This window comes from Paeniglutamicibacter gangotriensis Lz1y (assembly GCF_000348945.1).
Classification (GTDB): Bacteria; Actinomycetota; Actinomycetes; order Actinomycetales; family Micrococcaceae; genus Paeniglutamicibacter; species Paeniglutamicibacter gangotriensis.
The window spans coordinates 118,840-141,871 of sequence record NZ_AOCK01000004.1 but is presented as its reverse complement, the minus strand read 5'-3'; the positions used below and the strand labels follow the sequence as shown (position 1 = coordinate 141,871).

19 protein-coding genes are annotated in these 23,032 nt (G+C 66.1%); 5 read left to right on the top strand and 14 right to left on the bottom strand.

What is annotated here, in order from left to right; translation table 11 throughout:
- Nucleotides 1–17: 17 nt before the first annotated feature.
- The 3 genes from topA to ADIAG_RS08020 form a co-directional block, all read right to left on the bottom strand.
- Nucleotides 18–2,819 (bottom strand): type I DNA topoisomerase, encoded by a 2,802-nt coding sequence (gene topA, locus ADIAG_RS08030; RefSeq protein ID WP_007270845.1) that lies wholly within the window; start codon nucleotides 2,817–2,819, stop codon nucleotides 18–20.
- Nucleotides 2,820–2,955: 136 nt separating this feature from the next.
- Entirely contained in the window at nucleotides 2,956–3,600 is a 645-nt protein-coding gene (locus ADIAG_RS08025; protein ID WP_007270844.1) for an ArsR/SmtB family transcription factor, read from the bottom strand.
- Nucleotides 3,601–3,611: 11 nt separating this feature from the next.
- Nucleotides 3,612–5,285 carry a DUF7059 domain-containing protein gene (locus ADIAG_RS08020; RefSeq protein WP_152426097.1) on the bottom strand — a complete coding sequence of 558 codons (1,674 nt, stop codon included), beginning with the start codon at nucleotides 5,283–5,285 and terminating at the stop codon, nucleotides 3,612–3,614.
- On the opposite strand from ADIAG_RS08020, the gene ADIAG_RS08015 reads away from it, so the two are divergent.
- Together ADIAG_RS08015 and ADIAG_RS08010 are read left to right on the top strand one after the other, a co-directional pair.
- Nucleotides 5,284–5,868 carry a GNAT family N-acetyltransferase gene (locus ADIAG_RS08015; protein WP_188109332.1) on the top strand — a complete coding sequence of 195 codons (585 nt, stop codon included), beginning with the start codon at nucleotides 5,284–5,286 and terminating at the stop codon, nucleotides 5,866–5,868. The two genes, ADIAG_RS08020 and ADIAG_RS08015, sit on opposite strands and share 2 nt — an antisense overlap.
- Nucleotides 5,869–6,269: 401 nt before the next feature.
- Complete coding sequence (locus ADIAG_RS08010) at nucleotides 6,270–8,066, top strand: HNH endonuclease signature motif containing protein (RefSeq protein WP_043474096.1); 1,797 nt, start codon at nucleotides 6,270–6,272, stop codon at nucleotides 8,064–8,066.
- A gap of 178 nt (nucleotides 8,067–8,244) precedes the next feature.
- Here ADIAG_RS08010 and trhO read toward each other — a convergent pair whose 3' ends face one another.
- The gene (gene trhO, locus ADIAG_RS08005; RefSeq protein WP_043474093.1) at nucleotides 8,245–9,159 is read right to left on the bottom strand and encodes an oxygen-dependent tRNA uridine(34) hydroxylase TrhO; all 915 of its coding nucleotides are present in this window, start codon (nucleotides 9,157–9,159) and stop codon (nucleotides 8,245–8,247) included.
- A 137-nt stretch (nucleotides 9,160–9,296) separates the two neighbouring features.
- Between trhO and ADIAG_RS08000 the strand changes: the two genes are divergently transcribed.
- Together ADIAG_RS08000 and ADIAG_RS07995 are read left to right on the top strand one after the other, a co-directional pair.
- Nucleotides 9,297–9,965 carry a GNAT family N-acetyltransferase gene (locus tag ADIAG_RS08000; RefSeq protein WP_007270839.1) on the top strand — a complete coding sequence of 223 codons (669 nt, stop codon included), beginning with the start codon at nucleotides 9,297–9,299 and terminating at the stop codon, nucleotides 9,963–9,965.
- 107 nt (nucleotides 9,966–10,072) lie between these two features.
- Nucleotides 10,073–12,418 (top strand): DEAD/DEAH box helicase, encoded by a 2,346-nt coding sequence (locus ADIAG_RS07995; RefSeq protein WP_007270838.1) that lies wholly within the window; start codon nucleotides 10,073–10,075, stop codon nucleotides 12,416–12,418.
- Between the two features lie 18 nt (nucleotides 12,419–12,436).
- Here the strand turns inward: ADIAG_RS07995 and ADIAG_RS07990 are convergent, their stop codons facing one another.
- From ADIAG_RS07990 to ssd, 7 genes are all read right to left on the bottom strand, one after another.
- Nucleotides 12,437–12,883 (bottom strand): Rv3654c family TadE-like protein, encoded by a 447-nt coding sequence (locus tag ADIAG_RS07990; RefSeq protein ID WP_007270837.1) that lies wholly within the window; start codon nucleotides 12,881–12,883, stop codon nucleotides 12,437–12,439.
- Nucleotides 12,880–13,224, bottom strand: coding sequence for a TadE family type IV pilus minor pilin (locus ADIAG_RS07985; protein WP_007270836.1), 345 nt, complete (start codon nucleotides 13,222–13,224; stop codon nucleotides 12,880–12,882). The genes ADIAG_RS07990 and ADIAG_RS07985 overlap by 4 nt, the downstream gene beginning before the upstream one ends.
- A 21-nt stretch (nucleotides 13,225–13,245) precedes the next feature.
- Entirely contained in the window at nucleotides 13,246–13,494 is a 249-nt protein-coding gene (locus tag ADIAG_RS07980) for a DUF4244 domain-containing protein (RefSeq protein ID WP_007270835.1), read from the bottom strand.
- 169 nt (nucleotides 13,495–13,663) lie between these two features.
- Nucleotides 13,664–14,293 carry a type II secretion system F family protein gene (locus ADIAG_RS07975; RefSeq protein ID WP_007270834.1) on the bottom strand — a complete coding sequence of 210 codons (630 nt, stop codon included), beginning with the start codon at nucleotides 14,291–14,293 and terminating at the stop codon, nucleotides 13,664–13,666.
- Nucleotides 14,290–15,066 (bottom strand): type II secretion system F family protein, encoded by a 777-nt coding sequence (locus tag ADIAG_RS20110; protein ID WP_007270833.1) that lies wholly within the window; start codon nucleotides 15,064–15,066, stop codon nucleotides 14,290–14,292. Before ADIAG_RS20110 ends, ADIAG_RS07975 begins: the two co-directional genes overlap by 4 nt.
- The gene (locus ADIAG_RS07965) at nucleotides 15,060–16,376 is read right to left on the bottom strand and encodes a TadA family conjugal transfer-associated ATPase (protein WP_007270832.1); all 1,317 of its coding nucleotides are present in this window, start codon (nucleotides 16,374–16,376) and stop codon (nucleotides 15,060–15,062) included. Before ADIAG_RS07965 ends, ADIAG_RS20110 begins: the two co-directional genes overlap by 7 nt.
- The gene (ssd, locus tag ADIAG_RS07960; RefSeq protein ID WP_083874034.1) at nucleotides 16,373–17,692 is read right to left on the bottom strand and encodes a septum site-determining protein Ssd; all 1,320 of its coding nucleotides are present in this window, start codon (nucleotides 17,690–17,692) and stop codon (nucleotides 16,373–16,375) included. The genes ADIAG_RS07965 and ssd overlap by 4 nt, the downstream gene beginning before the upstream one ends.
- Nucleotides 17,693–17,875: 183 nt before the next feature.
- Here ssd and ADIAG_RS07955 point away from each other — a divergent pair, with 183 nt between their 5' ends.
- A complete protein-coding gene (locus tag ADIAG_RS07955) occupies nucleotides 17,876–19,594 on the top strand; it encodes a bifunctional 3'-5' exonuclease/DNA polymerase (RefSeq protein WP_235045862.1) in 1,719 nt (572 codons plus the stop codon).
- A gap of 16 nt (nucleotides 19,595–19,610) precedes the next feature.
- On the opposite strand, the gene ADIAG_RS07950 is transcribed toward ADIAG_RS07955, so the two are convergent.
- From ADIAG_RS07950 to ADIAG_RS20105, 3 genes are read right to left on the bottom strand one after another with little or no spacing between them, the layout of a single operon-like run.
- Complete coding sequence (locus tag ADIAG_RS07950) at nucleotides 19,611–20,327, bottom strand: NUDIX hydrolase (RefSeq protein WP_007270829.1); 717 nt, start codon at nucleotides 20,325–20,327, stop codon at nucleotides 19,611–19,613.
- A complete protein-coding gene (gene nth, locus ADIAG_RS07945; protein ID WP_007270828.1) occupies nucleotides 20,324–21,109 on the bottom strand; it encodes an endonuclease III in 786 nt (261 codons plus the stop codon). Before nth ends, ADIAG_RS07950 begins: the two co-directional genes overlap by 4 nt.
- A 2-nt stretch (nucleotides 21,110–21,111) precedes the next feature.
- Nucleotides 21,112–22,941 carry a hypothetical protein gene (locus ADIAG_RS20105; RefSeq protein ID WP_152426096.1) on the bottom strand — a complete coding sequence of 610 codons (1,830 nt, stop codon included), beginning with the start codon at nucleotides 22,939–22,941 and terminating at the stop codon, nucleotides 21,112–21,114.
- Nucleotides 22,942–23,032 lie beyond the last annotated feature (91 nt).

The window sequence follows — 23,032 nt, the reverse complement described above, 5'->3', positions numbered from 1 at the left end:
TCCCTGACCGCGGGTTGCTAGTTGCCGGTCTTCTTGGCGGCCGGCTTTTTAGCCGGTGCCTTCTTCGCGGCAGGCTTCTTGGCAGGAGCCTTCTTCACCGGTGCCTTCTTGGCTGCACTACTCCGCTTGACCGGTCCGCGGGCACGCTTGTCCGCCAGCAGCTCGATGGCCCGCTCGCGGGTCAGCTCCTCCAAGGTGGTGTCACGCGGGATCGTGATGTTGGTGACCCCGTCGGTGATGTATGCACCGAAGCGGCCCTCCTTGACCACGATGTTCTTCTCCGAGACCGGGTCCACACCGAACTCGGCCAGCGGCGGCACCGCGGCTCGAGCACCGCGGACCTTGGGCGTCGAATAGATTTCCAACGCCTCTTCGAGGGTGATGGTGAAGATCTCCTCCTCGGTACCAATGGAACGCGAGTCGGTGCCCTTCTTCAGGTAGGGCCCGAACCGGCCGTTCTGCACCGTGATTTCCACGCCCTCGGCGTCGACGCCGAGCACACGCGGCAGCGAGATCAGCCGCAGCGCCTCCTCGAGCGTGACGGTCTCCACACTCATCGTCTTGAACAGTGACCCGGTGCGCGGCTTGGCCTTGACCGGCTTCTTCGGCGGCTTGGGCTTGCCGTTCTTGTAGTACTCCACGGGCAGCGCGGCCAGTTCCTCGGCGGTGGGCTCCACAATGACCTCGGTGACGTAGGCGCCGTAGCGTCCCTCCTTGGCCACGATGGTGCGCCCGGTCTGATCATCGATACCCAATACGATTTCGCCCGGGCCCTGGTTTTCCATGAGCTCGATGGCCTTCTCGGCGGTGAGCTCATCGGGGGCCAGGTCCTCGGGCACGTTGGCGCGCTCCGGGGTGGTGTCCTCGGGGGCGCCGGCCGGCAGCGGCTTCTCCAGGTACGGGCCGAACTTGCCCACGCGCAGCACGATGCCCGGGGCGATGTCGATGGAGTTGATGGCGCGGGCGTCGATGTCGCCCAGGTTGTTGACCACCGATTCCAGGCCGGCTTCGCCACTTTCGGCGGAGCCGAAGTAGAAGTCCTTCAGCCAGGCCGAACGGCCCTTCTGACCGTGGGCGATCTCGTCCAGGTCATCTTCCAGCCGTGCGGTGAAGTCGTAGTCGACGTACTTGCCGAAGTGCTCCTCCAGCAGGCGCACCACGGAGAACGCGACCCAGCTGGGCACCAGGGCGCCACCGCGCTTGGTCACGTAGCCGCGGTCCATGATGGTGGAGATGGTCGGGGCGAAGGTCGAGGGCCGGCCGATCTCCCGGGCTTCAAGCTCCGCGACGATCGAGGCCTCGGTGTAGCGTGCCGGCGGGGAGGTGGTGTGGCCACTGGCGTCGATGCCGGTGCCTGCCAGCGCATCGGAGACCTTCAGCTGCGGCAGGCGCGCGTCCTCGGCTGCCACTGCGGCCTCGGCCTCGCGGGCGGCGTCGCGGCCCTCCTCGTAGGCGGACATGAAGCCGCGGAAGGTGATCACGGTGCCGGAAGCCGAGAACTCGGCGACCTGCCCGGTGGTGGATTCCCCGGCCAGCTTGATGGTGGCGGTGAAACCCTTGGCATCGGCCATCTGCGAGGCGACGGTGCGCTTCCAGATCAGCTCGTAGAGCTTGAACTCGTCGCCCGAGAGCTGCGCGCGGACCGTTGCCGGTCGGCGGAAGGAGTCACCGGCGGGGCGGATGGCCTCGTGGGCTTCCTGCGCCGCACCTGACTTGGCCTTGTAAAGCCGTGGGGAAGCGGGCACCGATTCGGATCCGTAGAGCTCGGCGGCCTGCTTGCGCGCGGCGTTGACTGCCTCGTTGGACAGGAACACCGAGTCGGTACGCATGTAGGTGATGTAACCGTTTTCATACAGGCGCTGAGCGACCTGCATGGTGGACTTCGAGCTCCAGCGCAGCTTGCGGCTGGCTTCCTGCTGCAGCGTCGAGGTGGTGAAAGGTGCGGCAGGCCGGCGGGTGTAGGGCTTCTCGTCGACCGAGGTGACAGCGAAGTCGGCCTCTTCCAGTCCCTGCGCCAGGGCGGTGGCCTTGGCCTCGTCCAAATGTGCGATGGAACCGGACTTCGGGGTCTTCAATTCGCCACGGTCGGTGAAATCGCGGCCGGTGGCCACCCGGGCCCCGTCGACGGAGGAGAGCTTGGCGCCGAAGGATTCGCCGTTGGACGTGGCGAAGGTGCCGGCCAGGTCCCAGTAGGAGGCGTTGCGGAAGGCCATGCGTTCGCGTTCGCGCTCGACAACCAGCCGGGTCGCTACGGACTGCACGCGTCCGGCGGATAGGCCGCGGGCCACCTTGCGCCAGAGCACCGGGGAAATCTCGTAGCCGTACAGGCGGTCAAGGACGCGGCGGGTTTCCTGGGCGTTGACCAGGTCGGTGTCCAGCTCGCGGATGTTCTCCATCGCACGGTTGATGCCCTCTTGGGTGATCTCCGTGAAGGCCATGCGGTACACCGGAACCTTGGGCTTGAGCACCTCGAGCAGGTGCCACGCGATGGCTTCGCCTTCGCGGTCCGCATCGGTTGCGAGATAGAGCGCGTCGGCACCCTTGAGCTTGGCCTTGAGTTCGGCCACCCGCTTCTTCTTCTCCGGGTACACGACGTAGTAGGGATCGAAGTCGTTGTGGACGTCCACGGCAAACTTTCCGTAGGGGCCCTTCTTCATCTCCGCCGGAAGATCGGCGGGTTGCGCCAAATCGCGGATGTGCCCTACCGAGGCATCGACTTCGAAGCCGTCGCCCAAATACTTGGCGATCGACTTACTTTTCGCCGGGGACTCCACGATCACGAGCTTCATTCCGGTCTTTTCCTTGGCCTTGGCGGGCACAACACTCCTAGTAGCAACCAGTGGTGCGCCAAAGTGGGCGCACGACACATTCCCTGCTCTAGGTTAGCCGCATTCTTGCGGCCGAAAGCAAGCTGGCGCCCCACGGCACATTTTTCGCCCCGCCGCACAGGCCCGCCTAGAGCCCCTTGGTCTCCCGTATTTCCGGGAGGAAGGAGAGCATGTAATAGAGCCGTTCACCGTCTACTCCGCGGGCCTCTGGTTCGGCCAGCTCCTCGTATTCGTAGAGCAGGTCATAGACCCGGGTGATGAACTCCTTGCGTTGGGGCTCGGAGAGGAAGACCACACCGGTGGTCAACACCGGGGCACGGTCGGCCGGCGGTTCCTTGCCGTCTTTGCGTTCCTTGTCGCGTCGGGCGATTTCCGCCGAGAGCCTGTCGCGGAAGGCATTAAGCTGCACATTCAGGTAGGCGTTCTTCGCGCTGGTCGAATCCGTCAATGATCCAAGCACCAGCGAACTGCCTGCTGCCTTCCACCGACGCTCACGCCCATCACCCTCGCTGGCCGCCCTGACGACGTAACCATATTTTTCCAGCGCTCGCAGGTGATAGCTCATGGCACTGGGTGTTAAGGCGCAGCGGGTGGCCAGTTCGGTGGCGGTGCGTGTGGCCTGCGAAGCGAAGAGTTCTTCGAGCACCGTCAGTCGCGCCTCGTGGGCCAAAGCCCGAATAGCCTGGGGGTCGCTAATGGACACCGGTTGGGGTGGCGCCGGCGCCATTCCGGGGCCGTCGGCGACCGGCCTCGGCGAAGTGTTCTGGGTCATACAAAAAAACTTTAGCGGTTGTTTCGCATCTCCAACAGGAAGCCACGCTTAATAAGCCGAACAACCCCTTCACGCAGCCGCGAGGAAAACTCCGGATCTTCTCCCCCGACCAGCGACTCCAACGCTCCGACTAGGGATGACACGTCAAGATCGCCGTCGCAGGCCGAAACAAAACCGGCGAGTGCGGTATCCATGATTTCGGTCCGCCGCAAACCGGCCCCCTGCCGTAACAAGATGACCCCGGGGTGCTCGGCGCCCGGACGCTGGTGACGCTCCTCGGTGACATCCTCGGCCACCACCAAGTGCATCTCATCGATCCGGCCGGCCTCCAACTCGTCGGCCACGGCAATGTCTCGGGCCAAATATGCGCCGATCGGCTGCTCGATGGGGTGGCCGATGGTTTCGAAAAGTTGGCCCATGCCGCGGGCACCCACCAACGGCCGGCGCAACCACACCATGCCGAAGCCGATGGAATCCACGTTGCGCGAGGCGAAGTCATCGAGGTAGGCGCCGTATTGCACCGCGAACTCCCCCGCATCCCGTCCCTGCGAGGCATCGCGCAGCCAGGTCTCGGCATATTGCGTGGGCCCGACGGCCTCGCGCTGAATGAACCAGGCCTCGGTGTCGGACTCGATCCAGGAGCGCGGCCCGACGTCCCATGCCGGCTCCTGCTCCGGGGTTGCCGCCGCGGTGATCTCCCAGTTGGCCAGCATCTGCGCGCTGCCTCCCGGGTTCAGGATCCCGGGGATCGTCCGTACCAGGGTGGCCACCAGGCTGTCTCCGGGCATCCCGCCGTCGCGGTATGTGAAACGCTCCGCCGATTCCCGATCGGCGATGCGCGGGGTGATGACAAACGGCGGGTTGGAGACCACCAGGTCGAAGTGCTCGCCCTCGACCGGCTCCAGCAACGAACCCAAGCGCAGCTCGATGCGATCGCCCAGGTCCTGCGGGTCAAGGCCCAGACCCTCATGGTTGAGCAGCAGGTTGAATCGGGTGAAGCCCAGCGCCCGGGCCGAGATATCGGTGGCGATCACCCGGCGGGCGTGGGAGAGCAGGTGGAACGCCTGGATCCCGCAGCCGGTCCCCAAGTCCAGTGCCGTATCCACCGTCGGGCGGATGGTCGTCTGGGCCAGCGTCAACGAGGCCTGTCCGATACCCAGCACGTGGTCGTGGCGCAGCACGCCCGGGCGTTGGTGTGCGCCGAGGTCGCTGGCCACCCAGATCTCCGCGTCGCTGTCCGAAGCGTGCGGACGAATGTCCACCAAGGAGCGCCACATGCCGCCGCTCTCCTTTGCCTGCTCCAGGATGCCTAGCCGAAGCAGGCCCTGGGTGCCGGTTGCCGGAAAGGCAGCTGCCACGTCTTCTCCGCTGGCTTCGGCGCCGAGCATGAATAGTCCCAGCATCGTTCCCAGGGCGGTGGGGACCTGTTGGGCAGCAATGAGTCGTAGCGCCGGGATCAGCGCGTCGCGCATCAACGCCTCGTGGGCGGAGAAGCCCAGGAACGCGGTGATGGCTTCATGGCCGTAGCCAGCGGCCCGCAGATCCGCGGCGAACCCGTCGATCAAGTGGATGTCGTCACTGCGCGGGGCGTCGGGAACCTGGGCAAAGTCATCGGTGGAAGTCACGCTTAACAGTCTATCGGCGTGGCCAAACGCGGGCACTTTCTTCCCTATGCTAGAACCCATGATCGAGGTCACCACTACACATCTGCAGATGCTCTCGCGCGACGGGCTGAATCCCTCCGAGCGGGGGCTGCCGGCCGGGGCACGCATCGAACGGGTCCAGGCAATCACCCCGGAGTTCAGCAAGTTCCTCTACCGCGGTGTGGGCAGTTCATGGAATTGGACCGACAGGCTTGAGTTGCCGCGTTCACAATGGGACGCGCTGTTGCGCACCCCGGGCACCGAAACCCACGTGCTCTACCTCGAGGGGGCGCCCGGCGGCTACGTCGAATTGGTCGGTCGCCCCGGGGAGGCAGGCACCGAGGTGGAGATCATGTATTTCGGGCTGTTCCCGCACGCCATCGGCCGCGGGCTGGGCGGGGCGCTGCTGACCGAGGCCATCGCCCGGGCTTGGGACTTGGATCATCGTTTCGAGGGGTTCTCGCCGGTGACTCGCGTCTGGGTGCACACCTGTTCACTCGATGGGCCCGCTGCCACCGCCAACTATCAGGCCCGCGGCCTGCACATCTTCCATACCGAGTCGGAGATGCTTTCCCCCGGCGACGGGAGAGTTGGCATGTGGCCGGCGGAGGAACCCACCTCATAAGCAACAAATTATTAGAGTTCTTCCTATACTCGGCCCATCACTAGACAGGCCTTGCTGTCACGCGTCCGGTCCCAATCGTTGCATCAGCGATCATCGACATCGTTGGTTCGCGCACGCTGGCGGACCAAGCGGACATCGAGCGCTCCTCAGGAGATCTCCAACGACGGAGCCATTGGGTCCAAGACGGAATGTCTTATGGGCGGCAGGCTCTTCAGCTGGGACTTAGCCACGTTCGGAATCTCCCTGACAGTCCTTCTCAGATACGCCCGGGTGATGCTGTTCTGTTCGGTTCTGCGGCGCCGGGCAAGCACCCTCCGGCGGCCTGCTGACCCCGGAAATAGTTATCCACAGATTTGGGTTAGTGCCCCCACCGCCACCCCGGACAGCGCATGCTGGAACACATGGACACCACCGAGTTCATCAATCTCACCGCCGGGCCAACCCGCGGCACCCCGGGACACCATCTGTCAACGGACGATGAACTCCGCGCCCTGATCGAAGCCCAAAACCTGGCCCGCGACCTCGCCCGCCGAGTCGCCGCACACACCAACTCACCAGTGCAGGCAGCCCTCTTCGCCCACGCCGCCGAGGACGCGCACCGCACCGCAGCCCACGCCCGGCTCCTGGCCGCAGGCACCGCCCGACGCACCCTGGCCCACGAACTCCCCGAAACCACCTTCGACGCCCTCGCCGCCATCCACCAGAACCCCAGCGACTACCTCACCGGTGTTTCATCCCTGCCCCATGACCCGGCCACCGTCCCCACCGGCCGCCTCGTCTTCAAAGACACCACCGAATTCCTCGCCGGATTCCTACACATCGGCTTCTACGAGGCCCGCGAACGCGTCCGCGCCATCGACCGCCTCCTGCCCGGCACCGACATCCACGGCATCCACACCCCCGCACGGTTCCCCGTCCTGGCCAAAGACCTCGCCGACGGCACCGCGGACCCCGCCGAAATCGGAACAGCAGCCCGCAAACTCGACAAACTCACACCACAGATCAATCAGCACCCCAACCCCACGCTGCTGGCCGGGAAACTCGAAGACCAAGTCGCCGAATCCGTGCGCCGCGAAGACCCCCGCACCACCGCCAAACTCCTCACCGGCATCCAAACCACCCTCGAAGACGGTGCCAAAGACATTCCCGAAGAAATCCTGCGCACCAAGACCGGGATGTTCTACCGCGGCACCACTGGCGGCCTGGGCGAATTCCTGCTCCGCACCCTGCCCCGAGACACCGAAGCCCTGCTGGCCATGTGTGCCAGCACCGACAACCCTCGAACCAAAGCAGGCGACCGCGACGGACTGCTCGCCCAAGCCCGCACCACCACGAACACGGACGGCAACGGTTCCAACGGTTCCAACGGTTCCAACGACCAGTCGACCTCCAGCGAGACCGCGGCACCGAGCACCAGCTTCCCCGACTTCCTCGTGGACCCGGCCACCGGAACCCCGCTCACCGACCCGGAAACCATCAGGAACCTCTCCCTAGACCCCGAGGACCCCGATACCCGGCTCAACAGCAACGGCAACGGCTTGGTCCCGCTCGCCAAGATCGCCACCCCGGACACCATGAACACCACCACCTACGGACCCGACGGACTCACTCCACCGCAGCGTCACCTCCAAGGATTGCTCAACCTCCTCAAAACAGCAGGCCAAGCACGCACCGGCAAGAAGACCATCGGACTGCCCTCCCCCACCACCGTGGTCATCGCAACCCTGAATGAACTACGCGGTCTGGCCGAAACCCACGGCATCACCGGCCGCGGCCAAAAACTGACGCCCGCCGAACTCCGGCAAACCCTATGTAATGGCGGAGCCCTGCCCATCACTCTGAACGGCAAATCCCAGATCCTGGACCTCGGTCGAGAAGAACGCTTCTTTCCCGACTACATGCGCGAAGCGATCTTGGGCATCTACGGCGGCTGTCTTTTCCCCGGATGTACCGTCCCACCGGAACACTGCGAGATCGACCACGACGAGCAATGGGCCACCGGCGGCACCACAAACATCAACCAAGGCCGACCGCTATGCACATCCCACCACCACGCCAGACACACCGGATTACTCACCGTGACTAGAGACCTCGACGGGCTCTTCAGCGTCATCCTGCCCAAGTTTATGGACCCTGAACAACAACCCCGACGCAACGCTTACTGGCGCACACCCACCCAGAACCCACCTTTGTTCTAGGAACCCTTTGCCACGACACCACTGTTCACCCCTGCAGCACGCCATGGGCCAATCGAGATCACTTGGACACAAAAATGGGCGGCCCGTTTCCAGCAAAGTGCTGGAAACGGGCCGCCCATGTGGCGTTGCCTAGAAAAGTACCGACATTCGGCGGTCGCGGAACAGTCTGGTGGTCGGGCTAGGCTTCGAGAGCAGCTTTGGTCTCTGCAACGCAGTCGGGGCACCGGCGCAGCTCATCCTGCGCGGCGCAATCGGTGCAGAATAGTCGGAGGTTGCGACAGGAGAGATTCGAACAATTCTCGAACTTGTTCGTCGGAGCCTCGCAGCCCACGCATGTGCCGATGGTGACCGCATCGTCGCTGAATTCCATGTGCATGCGCTTATCAAAGACATATAGTGACCCTTCCCACAGGCCTTTGTCTCCGTAAGTTTCCCCATAGCGCACAATGCCACCCTGCATTTGGTACACGTCGGTGAAGCCGCGCTTGACCATCAGAGCCGAAAGCACTTCGCAGCGAATACCTCCGGTGCAATAGGTGACGATCGGTTGGTCCTTCATCGCGTCGTATTTTCCCGACTCGATCTCAGTGATGAAATCGTGGGTGGTCTCGACATCCGGCACAATCGCATTCTTGAACTTGCCGATCTGCGCTTCGAAGGCGTTGCGGCCATCGAAGAACAGCACTTCCTTGCCGTCGGCCTTCTTGGTTTCGACCAGCTCATGCAACGCTTCAGGTTTAAGGTGCGTGCCCCCACCGACCACACCGTTTTCGTCGACTTCCAGCTCACCGGGGGCCCCAAAGGAGACCACTTCGTCACGAACCTTAACAGAGATGCGAGGGAAATCGTCGGCCGAACCCTCGGACCATTTGATGTCCATTTTTTTGAAGGGCGGGTACTCCCGAGTGGCTTTGACGTACTTTTTGACGTCCTTGATTCCACCCCCGACGGTTCCGTTGATGCCGTCCTTGGAAATGATGATGCGGCCACGCAGGCCCCAGCGTTCCAGGAGGGCTCGCTGCCAGAGGCGGATGGCGGCTGGATCGGCTAGCGGGACAAAGGCGTAGTACAAGACAATTCGGTTCTGCGACACGCTATTAAGGGTAGAGCCTAAAACCGGAGCGGTGTACGTCATGTGCCAACCATCACCAGGTTAACGCAGTGTTTCAAGGTTGCAACAGTTCCCCTATATGCACCACTTGTAGGCAGTTCACGGGGTAGGGTCTCAACATGGGATCTTCTGCAAGCGATGAACTAATTGGTACCTGGGTATCCGGCTGGGCCGGTGCTCGAGGCTACGAGAGCAGGCACGAGGGCCGCGTCCATGCCGCCCTGCGCCACGACACCTCAGGCGACTGGGAATATGTAATCTATGAGCCATCCAACGAAGAGTTGGTGGCCGTCGCCGAGACATTGCACAAGCACCCCAAGCGTCGTCTGACAGCCTTCGCCAACGAAACATCCTCGCTGATCGAAGCTGCCCAGACCGCCGGGCTCAAGGTGCTCAATTCCGACGAAGTGCTCATGGTTACCGAGATGAGCGGCCACGATGTGGAGGAACCGCGTCCGGCCGACGGATTCGCCTTCCAGATAGAACGCGACCAGTCGCACGCCTATATTTCCGTCCACCCCGTGGACGAGCCAGAGGTCGTGGCCGCGAGCGGCCACGTCTCCGCAGTGAACGGTTATGCCATCTTCGACCGCATCATCACCGCACCCGAATTTCGTCGCCGCGGATTGGGCAGCCTGACCATGCGTGCGCTGGTCTCCCTGGCTTTGGAACATGACGTCGAGGAGGGCCTGCTAATCGCCAGCATCGACGGGCAGCAGCTTTACCAGTCCCTTGGTTGGACCGACTTGGGCAACGTCGTACTTTTTGAAGGAACTCACGAATCCTGATCCTCCGCATCTAAGTGGTGGGTTTCGCATCGACGAAACCCACCACTTTTTTATGCGCCGATGCTCCCGTGGCGTCGGCCTCGGCCCGGTGATGCCACAATGAAGCGGTGAACGTTTACTCGGAACAGATCGCTCTGCTGGGTCACGGGCCCACGCCCCAGGCGCTGCTCCATTCCAGGATCATCGAAGCCCGCGACGCAGTGCCCGGCCCCTGGCCCGACTGGGTGCACCCCGAGGTCCGCAGCGCTTTCGAGCGCACCGGCGTGCAGACCCCATGGCTCCATCAGATCCAGGCCGCCAACCTCGCACACGAAGGCAAACACACCATCGTGGCCACCGGAACTGCCTCGGGCAAGTCACTGGCCTACCAACTGCCTGCCTTGAATGCGATCCACACTTCAGCCGAGGGGCAGAAGGCCAGCTTGATTCCCAACGACGCCACGGTGCTCTATCTTGCGCCGACCAAGGCACTGGCCGCCGACCAGCTCAAGGCCATCGAAGGCTACCGATTGCCAAGTGTGCGGGCCGCCGGCTATGACGGAGACACCGAGGTGTCGGCACGGCGCTGGATCCGTGACCACTCGAACTTCATCCTCTCCAATCCGGACATGCTGCACTATGGCATCTTGCCCAACCACACGTGGTGGGCCCGGGTGCTGCGCCGACTGAAGTTCGTGGTCGTCGACGAGGCCCACTCATACCGCGGGGTCTTTGGCTCCAATATCGCCAACCTGTTGCGCCGTCTGCGTCGAATCTGCGCACACTACGGTGCCGATCCGGTGTTTATTGGTGCCTCGGCCACCAGTGCCGACCCTGCCGCTTCCTTCTCCCGGCTCATCGGAGCCCCGGCCGAAGAAGTCACCAACGATTTCTCCCCCAAGGGCTCGGTGACCATCGGACTGTGGGAACCTCCGCTGACCGAACTGCACGGAGAGAACGGCGCACCCACACGTCGCACTGTCATCGCCGAAACCTCGAACCTGCTGGCGAACCTGGTGTGTTCCCAGGTGCGGACCCTGGCGTTCATCAAATCCCGGCGCGGAGCCGAGACCATCGCCGCGATCACCCGGTCGATGGTTGATTCGGTCCACCCGTCACTGCCCGAGAGGGTGGCCGCCTACCGTTCGGGGTATCTGCCTGCCGAACGCCGCGAACTGGAAAACGCGCTGCGCGACGGACGGCTCCTGGGCGTCGCTTCCACCTCCGCACTGGAGCTGGGCATCGACGTGGCCGGTCTCGACGCGGTGCTGGTGGCCGGCTGGCCCGGGACCCGAGCCTCATTTTTCCAACAGATCGGGCGTGCCGGACGTGCAGGACAGGATTCGCTGGCGGTGCTAGTGGCCAGCGACGACCCGCTGGACACCTACTTGGTCAACCACCCTGAGGCGATCTTCGAGGCCGGGGTGGAGGCCACCGTTTTTGACCCGGAAAACCCCTATGTGCTCTCCGGACACCTGTGTGCAGCAGCCGAGGAACTGCCGTTGCGCACCGAGGACTTGGCCGCATTCGGGCCCAGCGCCCAAGGGCTGCTCGAGTCGTTGGTGAAGCGCGGGTTCCTGCGCCGCCGTCCGGCCGGATGGTTTTGGACCCACCCGGAACATGCAGCATCGATGGTGAACCTGCGCGCCGACGGCGGCGGACCGGTGAGCATTATCGAGTCCGACACCGGGGCACTGCTGGGCACCATGGATTCTCCGCAGACCCATTATCAGGCGCACGACGGTGCCATCTATGTGCACCAGGGTGCCACCTACGTGGTTGATGAGCTGAACGAAACCGACCACTGCGTCATGGTCACCCGAGCCAACCCGGACTTCTACACGCAGGCACGGGACATCACCACGGTCGAGGTTGTCACCGACGACCGCTCGCTGGTGTGGGGGCCGGTCACCGCACACTTCGGGGAAGTCGTCGTGACCACCCAGGTGGTCTCCTTCCAGCGCAAGTCTGTGAGCAGCAACGAGATCCTGTCCGAGGAGCCGCTGGAGTTGGAGGCCAGGGACCTGCACACCAAGTCCGTGTGGTTCACCATCCCCGAAACCCGGATGCAGGCCGCCGGGATCACCGCCGAAGAATTCCCCGGGGCGCTGCATGCGGCCGAGCACGCGGCCATCGGGCTGTTGCCGTTGGTGGCCTCCAGCGACAGGTGGGACATCGGCGGGGTCTCCACCGCGCTGCACATGGACACCGGGATGCCGACGATCTTCGTCTACGACGGGCACCCCGGCGGGGCAGGATTTGCCGAGCGTGGATTCGAAGCGGCTCGTGCCTGGCTCGGGGCAACCCGAGATGCGATCGTGGCTTGCGAATGCGCCGTCGGATGCCCCTCTTGCGTGCAATCGCCCAAATGCGGGAACAAGAATAACCCGTTGGACAAGGCCGGGGCCGTGCGCCTGCTGTCCGCCATCTTGTCCGAAGCGCAGCGGGCCTCCGCAGGGTTGCCTTTGGTGTAGTAGGTCCGGCCGCGGGGATTACTCGCCGCGCCAGGGCTGTGGCGGCGGGCCGGCACGTGCCACCGCATGCGCTTGGAGAAACTCCGGCATCCAGCCCACCGGCGAGACGTGCACTACGACGTGCACCCTGACGATCTCCCCGCCGCGGCCTTCCCGGCGGCAGCCTTGAACTGTTGCCTGGTTGGCCGCCGCCGTGGTGGCCGCGACGGCGCACGGGTCCCCCGGCAACAGCAGTCGGGCAGCGTCCGCGGCAGCCAGGGCCGCAAGATCCGCCGCAGTCGCGGCCTTGGCCCCGGCCTGCGAGGCCGCAGTGAACATCAGCACCGCCACTAGCCCCAAAACCGCCATGCACACCACGGCCAGCATCAGCACCGTTCCGCTGCCGCGTTCGGGGCCGGCACTCTGGGCCAGGCCAGATCCTGGGGCGGCCCGACGGAAGGTTCCCGGGGCAGCGGTCCGGATCATGGTTGCTGCTCCATCCTGGCGTTGGCTTCCGCGTGTAACTCGATGGGGCCCAGCAACGGCAGATCCACTGCCGAGACCACCCGCACATGGCCGTAACCACCCGACGCGGTGGCACTGATGCTGATTTGTTCCCCGGCGAGGCGGTGCGCGGTGCCGATGGCCTCGGCGGCGGAGGTGCCGCGTGCCAGTTCCCTGGCCGCGGCACTGGCCGCCTGTTGAATGCGGACCTGTTGGCCTCCTACGACGCCGGCGCCGGCCACCACGGCCAGCAAGATCGCCACGGCAGGCAGCAGTACGGCCACCTCGGCGGTGCTTGAACCCGTTTGTGATTCCCTGGCCATGGTGTGCCTCCTACGGCGTTCTCAGAACGACAGGGCCTGGCGGATCAGACTCATCAGCATTCCGCGTACGTCTCCGCTGGAGAGGATGCTGACCAGCAGTCCGGCGAAAGCCACGGCGGCCAGGGTGACGATGGCGAATTCGGCGGTGGTGCTGCCTGCTTCGTCGGCCAAGATCCCGGTCGAGGGCACTGCGGGCTCCCCCTCTGGCTGGTCGTCGTCGAGGTGCAGGTCAAGGTGGCCGGGAGTTGAATCGGAGAGATGGTTGTCCATGGTTCTGTCCTTCGTGTTGTTGGGTGGCGGTTGCTCCTGGATCGGCGGAAACGGGTGCCTTCCGCAGCGTCTGCGGGGTGCTGCTTCCAGAATCGAGTCTGCGCGCTGCCGTCCCGCCGTGGGCGGGACCGGAGGCGGGGTGGGGATAAGTGCCGCGGTGCTCAGATGTTCAGAATTGTGGAAGCAGGGAAATCACCACGGGCACCACGCCCAGGGCGATGAATGCCGGCAGGGCGCACAGCCCCAGCGGGATCACCAGTTTGATGCCGAATTCGGCGCCGCGTGCCTCGGCCCGGCGGATCTCGCGTTTGCGGGCAGCCACCGCGCTCGAGCGCAACAGGCCCGCGGCCGGTGCACCGGAAAGCCGTGTCAAGCGCAGGGCTTGTTCGAGCTCGCGGGCCCTGGTGGTGCCTTGGCTCCAGGCCCGATCCCATCCAACATGCAGGTCAAGTGCGCGCGAGATCAGCAGCAGCGACTCGTATCCTGGGACGTTGGTGCCGATGATGCGCAGTACCGAACGGATCGGCAGCCCGGATTCCAGTAGCGTCGCGCACATTTCCAGCACCAGCGGCACGGGTTCCGGAGCGCCGGTGGTATGGCCGGGGGTGTGACTGGCCGGTTGACAGGTGGTGTCGCCGGGGCGCTGACGCATCCCCGGTTTGGTCCATGACCGGAGCCTTGGCCGAGCCCTGAGAGGGACCTTGAGTGCGGATCCTGCGCACATCAGCCACGCCGATGCGCCACCGAGCAAAAGCGCGAGCAGCGCCGGCAGCAGGGATCCCCACGCGTCGGGGCTCATACCGGAACCTTGTTGCCCACGGCCCGCAGCAGTCGCGCGCACCACAGCCGGTTGCCCAACCACAGGCAGATCCCCACGACCAGGGAGATGCGGCCCGCGGGATGCCCGGTGAGCACCAGCACCGGATTGATGCCCAGCAGCTGGCCCAGGCCCAATCCGATGGCCGGCAGGTAGGTCAGCAGCCGGCTGGTGGCGCGCGGTCCGGCGAGCGCGGCCTGCAACGCCCGGTGCATGTCCGCGGAGGTTTCCGCATCCTCGGCCAAGGTGTCAAGCAGATCGGCGAGCGCCGCACCAGATTCTTCGCAGATCGCCAGACACCAGGCCAGCCGCGTCCACAGCCGCTGGTTGCCCCCATCCCTTGTGGAGTCCTCGGCGTGAGCGTAGAAACCCTGCTGCAGGGTGCCGCCGGTATGCAATTGTGTCAGTGCCCGGGTGGTTCCGGCATGCACGTCCGCGGCGACCGGGCCGGTGCCGGTGGCCCAGATCCCGGCCAGCAACCCGAAGGCTGCGCCCGGGCCGGTACCGGCGCGCAGCAGGGCGGCGAGCTGGCGGATGAAGCCGGCGTATTCCTCGGCATCACCGGCCCGATCCGGGTGTCGGCGACGGTGGCCCGAGTCCGTCGCCCGGCCAGCTGTGGCCTGCGGGCTCCCGGGGTTGCGGTGTCGCAGGCCCGCTGCCGTGCGTGAGCTCCGGTGGTAACCGGGCTCCGGGGGCCCGAGCCACCACCAGGTTCCTATCCCCGCCAGCAAGACCGCCAGCAGTGCGCTCACCACGGGCTCACCTGGCCCGCTGCCGCCAGGCGCGAACGGAACCAGGCCAACGCGTCCGGATCCGAACCGCCGGTTCCGGGCTCATCGTTACCGTGAGCACCCTCGAGCCGATGATCGGAGCCCGCGGTGGGGTCCAGATGGATCGTCTGCACACCCAGGGTGCCGGTTGGACCCAGTACGACCTTGCCCAGGGCAACAGGTCTTCTGGCACCGGTGGCGGGGTCGCGTCGCATGTGGATGAGCACATCCAGGGCACTGGCGGCCTGCAGAGCGGTGGCCGGGGCATCCATGGCAGCCAGCGCGCCCATCGCCGTGAGCCTCGCCGGCACCGCCAGGATGCTGTTGGCATGGAGCGTGCCTGCCGCTCCCTCGTGCCCGGTGTTCATCGCGGCAAGGAATTCGCGCACCTCGGCACCCCGGCATTCGCCCACCACCAGCCGGTCGGGGCGCATCCGCAGGGCCTGACGCACCAGCACGTCCATGCCGATCTGCCCGGCACCTTCCACGTTGCCGCCGCGGGCCTGCAGCCCGATCAGGTGCGGGTGGGCGGGGGCAAGCTCGGCGGAGTCCTCCACCACGATGATCCGCTGGTTCCCCGGGACACAGGCCAACATCGCGGCCAACAACGTCGTCTTGCCCGCCCCGGTACCGCCGGAGACCAAGAAGTTCAGCTTCGCCGCAATGATGGCTTCCAACGCTGCGAGCCAGGCAGGGTCAGGGACCAGGGTGTGTAGCGCTTGGCTGCGTGAGGAGATGATGCGGATGGAAAGCAGCGGTCCGCCGGTGGAGATCGGTGGCAGCACCGCGTGGATCCGGTAGTTTCCCAGGCAGACATCGACAAACGGTGCCGCGTCGTCCAACCGCCGGCCCCCTGCCGCGGCCAGACGTACGGCCAGCGCGCGGATCTGCGACGGGTCCCCGAAGGCCAGATCGGAGGTGTGCAGCCCGGTGCTGCCATCGACCCAGACCCGCCCGGCGGCATCCACCAGGATGTCGGTGGTGCCCGGGACCTGGGCGAGACGTTCGAGCACGCCGAGCCCGTGGATGTCGTCATTGAGGCTGCGCAGCATCGCGGTGCTGGAGGCTGCACCCATCACCCGGCCGGAGGCCTGCACGGCCTGGGCCAGATCCAGATCGTTGAGCCCGCCGCTCTGCTCCAGTGCCCGGCGGCGGATCTCCTCCAACACCTGCTCCTCGGCGGCGGCGTTCCCTTCCCCGGGCGCCGGCGCTCCCGGACCCCAGCGACGCCGTCCGCGGGCCGATGGGGCTCGGGGAGACTGCCGAATCGGGTCCCCGGGCAGCTGCGGGCTCATGCCGCTTGCCCCGCGGCACGCTGCGCACCGGAGCCCAGAACGGTGATAGCGGCGCGCAGCCGGCGGCGGGCCAGCACATTCATCAGTGCCCCGTCGGCCGCGGCACGTCCGATGCGACGCGACGGCGCGAAGTAGCCGCCGGGTTCGATCCCTGCACGCCGGGCCAGCTCGCGGGTATCCGTCCCGGAGGCGAGCCTCCCGGAGAGGATCAGCCGCCAGTGCGCGGCCTGCTCCCCCAGCCGTCGCCCGGCCCCGGCGGCGGCCGGACCGCTCGCCGGGAGAACCAGCAACCTGGTGTTGGCCAGCGCCGTCATCGGTCCCGGGATGCCGGCCAGATGCCCGGCGTCGATGACGATATGTTCGTAGATGCGCCGCGAGGCAGCAAGGACCTCGGTGACCAAGGCTTCCGAGGGGACGAAGCAGCCCGGGTCCCGCACCCAGGAGAGCACTGCGGTGCCCGCCGCCAGTGGCAGGATCTCCGCCAATTGGCCCGGGGACAGCTGCCCGCGGGAATTGCGCAAGTCCTCCCAGCCCAGTCCGTCTGGTTCTCTGGCCCGCAACAACGGCCAGATACCCGAAGAATGCGGGTCCGCGTCCAGCAGCAGCGTCCGGTGCCCATCCAATGTCAGGGTCGCGGCCAACAACGCGGCGAAGGTGGTGGTTCCGGTGCCTCCTGCACCGCCGGCAACGATGGCCGTGTGCGCGCGGCCGGCATGCAGGCCCAGCTCGCCGAGGTATTCGCCGAGCCAGGGGGCTGCTTGTGGGAGCACCGCGACGCGCGCCCCGGGGCAGGAGGCCGCGGCACGCCACAGCACGTCCTGGTTTTCTTCCCGCCCGGTGAACACCAGGGCGGCGGTGGCCAGCCGGGCATCGACTTCCGCCACGGCGTCGACCCCCACCAGGATCACCTCCTCGCGGTGCTCGGCCGCCTCGGCGGCGTCCCGGCAGAGCAGCAGTTGCACCCCGGCCCCCACCGCTACTTCTGCCAGCACCTGAGCCAGTTCCATGTCACGGCTGAACAGGATCGCGCGAGCCAGCTCCGCGGGCCTGGCCTGGCTCTGGGCACCTGCACCGGGGTCCGCGGCGGCAACAGCCCGCGGCTGTGTCGGCAGCTGCGGTACCGGAGGCAGCTGAGGCTCCGGAGACTGCGGAGGCATCCCGGTGGACGTCTTGACCTCCGTTCGCGGCGCAGCTCCGCCGCCGGAGCCCACCACCACCGGTTCCATCCGGGCGCGGGCCACCCTCAATGCCGGTAGGTGCAGGTTGCGCCGGTCCGCCGACGTCGGCCGGGCTACAAATCGACTCTGATCTTCCATCCCCTCAGCGTGGTCCCGGCACCGGGTGCGCGTGAAGGCCCCCTGGGCCCAGACACGTAGAACCTTTCTGAGGGCGCTCGATCGTGTGCGGGGAAGGCACTGCCGGCGCGGATTCGTGCTGCCCGGCCGCGCCCGCGAGCCGGCAGCGGGCCACCGTGTGGCCGAATACTGCAAGAATGGAGCGTGCAGCAATTTGCGGTAGTGGCCACCCACTCCATGACCCAGTCAGAAACCGAAGCAGCATCGGCCACCGCCGTCATCTCGCTGATCGATGCCACCGGTGACCCGATTCTTCCGGCGGTGCAGGTCCACGGCGACACTCTGCCCGCGGTCGTCGCGGAGCTTCAGGCCGCGCGGAAGCCGCGCTGGGTCTTCGACTCGGTGCAGCGCTGGTACCCGAAGCTGCTGGCCTCGGGGGTGCGCGTCGAACGGGTCCACGATGTGTCCCTGGTCCGCGCGATCCTGCGCAACGCCCCCTATGCGTCGGAGGGGGACTACCTCGAGAAGATCCGCGCCGCATCCGGGGCAGGATCCGAAACAGCCGCTCCGGTGCACCTCTTGCCTCCGGCACGGGTCGCGGAGAACCAGGGCGAACTGTTTTCTGCACCCAAGGACCACTCCGGCGCGCTGGAGAACGTCACCGCCGAGTTCCTGGCCCAGCGTGCCGCGGTGCCGGACACCGAGCGCGGACGTCGCCTGGGCTTGTTGCTGGCCGCCGAATCGGTCGGGGCGCTCATCGGCGCGGAAATGACCCATGCCGGGGTGCCGTGGGATGTGGGCGAGCACCACCGGTTGCTCCATGAAGCCCTGGGCCCGCCGGTGGCCCCCGGGGTGCGCCCGCCGGCCATGGAGGCGCTGGCCATCGAACTGCGTCAGTTGCTCGATGCCCCGGGGTTGAACCCTGATTCACCGGCCGAGCTGCTCAAGGCCATGAACCGAGCCGGCATCGCGGTGACCAACACCCGCGCCTGGGAGCTGGGCGAGATCAAGCACCCGGTCATCGAACCCTTGCTGGCCTACAAGAAGATCGCCCGGCTGGCCACCGCCAACGGCTATGCGTGGGTGGACCGGTGGGTGAAGGACGGGCGCTTCCGCCCCGAGTACATCGTCGGCGGGGTGATCACCGGGCGTTGGGCCTCCCACGGCGGCGGGGCTCTGCAGATCCCGCACCAGGTGCGTTCGGCGGTGCGCGCCGACGCGGGCAAGGTGCTCATCGTCGCCGATGCCGCGCAGCTGGAACCGCGGGTCCTTGCCGCGCTCTCCCGCGATGACGCGCTGGCTTCGGCGGCCCGAGGCCAAGACCTCTACCAGGGCATTGCCGATGACGGGTTCGGCGGGGACCGGGCGCACGCCAAGATCGCGATGCTTGGGGCCATGTATGGGGCCACCAGCGGGGAATCGGGCCGGCTGATGCCCAAGCTCAAGGCCACCTACCCCCAGGCGGTGTCCCTGGTGGAGTGGGCGGCGGGCCAGGGCGCGGGTGGCAAAGCCGTGGCAACATTCCTGGGCCGGGGCTCCGGTCCCGCGCCCGAGGCCTGGCTCAAGGCCAGGAGCCGGGTCTCCTCGGAGGACGAAGCACGTGCGGTGGAGGCCGAGGGGCGTTCGCGCGGGCGTTTCACCCGCAACTTCATCGTCCAGGGCACCGCCGCCGAATGGGCGCTGTGTTGGATGGGTGAAACACGCAGGCGGCTCGATGCGCTGCGCGCCACCGGCAGCGAGCCGGGGGAATTGGTGTTTTTCCTGCACGACGAAATCATGCTGCACGTCCCGGCCGAGCAGGCCCAGGAGGTGGTGGCCCTGGTCCACGACGCGGCGCGAGCCGCCGCCGAGCTGATCTTCGGGCGGATCCCGGTGGATTTCCCGGTCACCGCGGTGATCGTCGATTCCTACGAGAAGGCGTAGGGGGCTTTCGGAGCCGTCAGCGGGTGCGTCGCCCGCCGAGGTTGATCGACACCTCATTGCCTTGGTCCCAGGGCACCGTCCAGCCCAGGTCGTTGAAGATCCGGTCCATGAGGATCCCGGTGAAGCCCCAGATGAAGCCGCCATCCACGTCAAAGGCCGGTGCGCAGAAGCGCTGCCCGTCGCGTTCGATGACCGAGGAGACCCGGTTGGCCGGATCCAGCAGGTCGGCCACCGGTGCACGGAAGACCGTGGAGGATTCGGCGGTATCCACCACAAACACCTCCGAGGGTGCGTGCCACCAGCCGATCACCGGGGTGACGATGAAGTTGGTGATGGGTAGCTCCGCGTCGGGCAGCACACCCAGAATTTCTACCCCGTCGGGGTCCAACCCGGTTTCCTCGCGGGCCTCGCGCAGCGCCGCGGCAATCGAGTCGACGTCCTCCGCATCAACTTTGCCCCCGGGGAAGGCGACCTGGCCTGCATGTTTGCGCAGCGTGTCCGCGCGGGTCACGAAGAGCACGTCCAAATCCTCGTGCACCGATTTCAGTGTGCTGGCCGCCGGCACGTCATCGAGCCGCCCGAAGAGGATCAGCACCGCGGCGTGCCTGGCCGTGGCCGGATCCAGCGGGTTAAACACCCAGTTCTCGGGCATCTTCGTCGCCTGTTCGACGCCCCGGCCCAAAAGATGCGACTTGGCCGCGATCATGTCCAATAGTTCCGTGCGTACGTTCATGCTTGCAGCCCATATCCTTCGGTGCGCAGCTCGGCCCGGGTGGCCCCGGCGCGCATCTTCTTCAACAATTCCTCGCGCCCCGGCGCCAGCTCGTATTTGAGCAGCTTCGCGGCCTTGGCCGCGTCGGTCTCGCCCTCCCCGTAGGCGGGGCAGAGCGTGGTCAGTGGGCAGGCGCCGCAGGCAGGTTTACGGGCCAGACAGATGCGTCGGCCGTGAAATACCACCCGGTGGCTGAGCATGGTCCAGTCCGACGGTTCAAAGAGTTCCCCCACGGCATGCTCGATCTTCACCGGGTCCGTTTCGTTTGTCCAACCAAAGCGCCTGGCCAGGCGGATGAAATGGGTGTCCACGGTGATTCCCGGGACCCCGAAGGCGTTGCCGAGCACCACGTTGGCGGTCTTGCGTCCCACCCCGGCCAGCGTCACCAGGTCCTCCAGGCGTCCGGGAACTACTCCGTCGTACTCATCGACGATGCGGGTGGATAAGGCCAGCAGCGAGTTCGCCTTGGCACGGAAGAACCCGGTGGAGCGGATCAGTTCCTGCAGGGCCTCGGGCGCGGCCTGGCTCATCGCCAGCGGATCAGGGTAAGCGGCAAACAGCGCGGGCGTGATCGCGTTGACCCGCACATCGGTGGTCTGCGCCGAGAGCACCGTGGCCACCAGCAGCTCGAAGGGGTTTCTGAAGTCCAGCTCTGCCACCGCGTACGGGTAGGTCTCGGCCAGCACCCGGTTGATTTTCCGGGCCCGGCGTTTGCGCCCCAGCGGGGTTTCCTCGGTGCGCACGCCTAGTTTTCCGGGAACTGCAGGTCGTCGAGGTTGCGCAGCACTGCCGGGCGACCGTCGGCCATGTTGATGAGGTACTCGTTGCCGCGGTCCTCCAGGCACAGGATCCAGGCTCCCGGTTGCAGGGAGGCGAGCATGGTGCCGTTGGCCGGGTGGTAGACCGGGCGGGAGTGGTTCAACGCAAACCAGAAGCTGGTCGGAACCGGCTGCGCTGCGGCTTGCTCGGAGCGGGCCCCGAACGATGATTCGGCTTCGGCGTCGGCCTTGGCCTTGGCTTCGGCCTTGGTGCGTTCGGCCGCGGCACGGTGCTCATCGAGCTCCACCCGGGAGAGCGCTGCGGTGGCCTTGATATCTCCGGTGACCCGCGGAACCGCGGAGGTTGCCTGGTTCGCAGGGGTGGAGGAGTTCTCGGGGGCAGCTGCCGCCGGTGCCAGGGAGACTGCTTCCGGGCCCTTGGCCGACGCGGTCTCGGAGCCCGGCTTGGTCTCGGAGCCCGACTTGGTCTCGGCGGCCTTCGGCGCGGATTCTGGGTCAAGGGAACCGGATCCGGGCTTCATGGAGGACACCGAGGAAGCTGCATCGTCCGTGTTTCCGGCGGCCGCAGGCGTCTTTTCCTCCGCGGAAGGCGTGGCATCGGACGTGGCGTCGGCGGTCTCGGGCTTCGGTGTTTGTCCCTGTGCGGCCTGGGCTGCCTCCGACTTGGCGTCTTGGTCCACCGATGCGGACTTCGCACCGCTCACAGGCCGAGCTGCTGGGTTCTTCTTGGCATGGTCACTGGTTGCTCCAGTGGTGTGCGTGCTGGCGCCTTCCGGGGACGAATCCTTGGTTTCGGAAGTTGCCTTGGCCGCTGGGTGCTCCCCTGCATCGGTGGCCGTGGTCGAGGAAGCAGACTTATCCTGAGTGGTTCTATCGCCCGTGGCATCCGCAGCGCTCTTGGTCGCGGAGGCTGAAGCGGGGACGGCAGTGTCCTTCACACCAGGTGTCGGGACTACAGCAGATCCAGCAGCGGCACCGGATGCCGCTGCTGCGGACTTCGCTGGCACGTGCGTCGAGGCCTTGGAGGCTGCGGATGCGTGCGCGACGGAATCCGATGTGGAAGACGCGGAAGTCACCGAGGACTCCGAAGGACCCGAAGAGGAAACATCGTCCGTGGTAGCCACCGGTGCTACGTTTTTGCCGCTGAGCGGGACACCGGGGCGATTGGCAGTGCGACCGGCACCCGGCGATGCGCTGCTGGCACCGAAGCCTTCGTCGTCGGAAGAATCGGTGGGGCCATCGGTGGGCACCGCGGCGTCCTTCGCCTCGGAGGTCTTCCGCTGCGCGCTGGCCGGCAAGGGCGCCACATCCGAGCCCAGCACCGATTCGCCGCCCGCAACAAAGTCGCTGCGGAAGGCACCGAGGTACGAGGTGAGCGTGGTGCCAACAACCATGGCCAGCGCACCGATGAACCCGATCAGGTAGGCCGGGGACATGGAGGCCACATAGGAGTTGAAGAAGTAGGCGGCGGCGAACAACGAGATAACCGAACCGGCCTGATCAAGGCTGAGCGACCCCACCCGTACCCGGGTGCGTCCGGTGAGCCGGCGCCAGGCAAACCCGCCTGCCACCAACAGTGGAAGCAACAGCGCGACGAAGAAGTGGAAGGGCAAGCCGGGGAAGATCCACATGTTGACCGAGACTCTTTCGGTCCACGGGATCGGGACCAACGAACCAACGATGACCGCTACGCCGCCGAGGACCACGATCACATCGCGCAACGTCAGCGGACCTACGAGTGCCTTGGGCACTCCCCCGGGCGTAGATTCCTTTGTCTTGCTGTGAACCTTGTCCATGTGAAGACCCCGCTTCTTATCCGTGTCGATTCCGTGCACCGCATCTCCGCGCGTGGTTCCGTTCCCCCTGGGGTGTGATTGTTGTTCCACG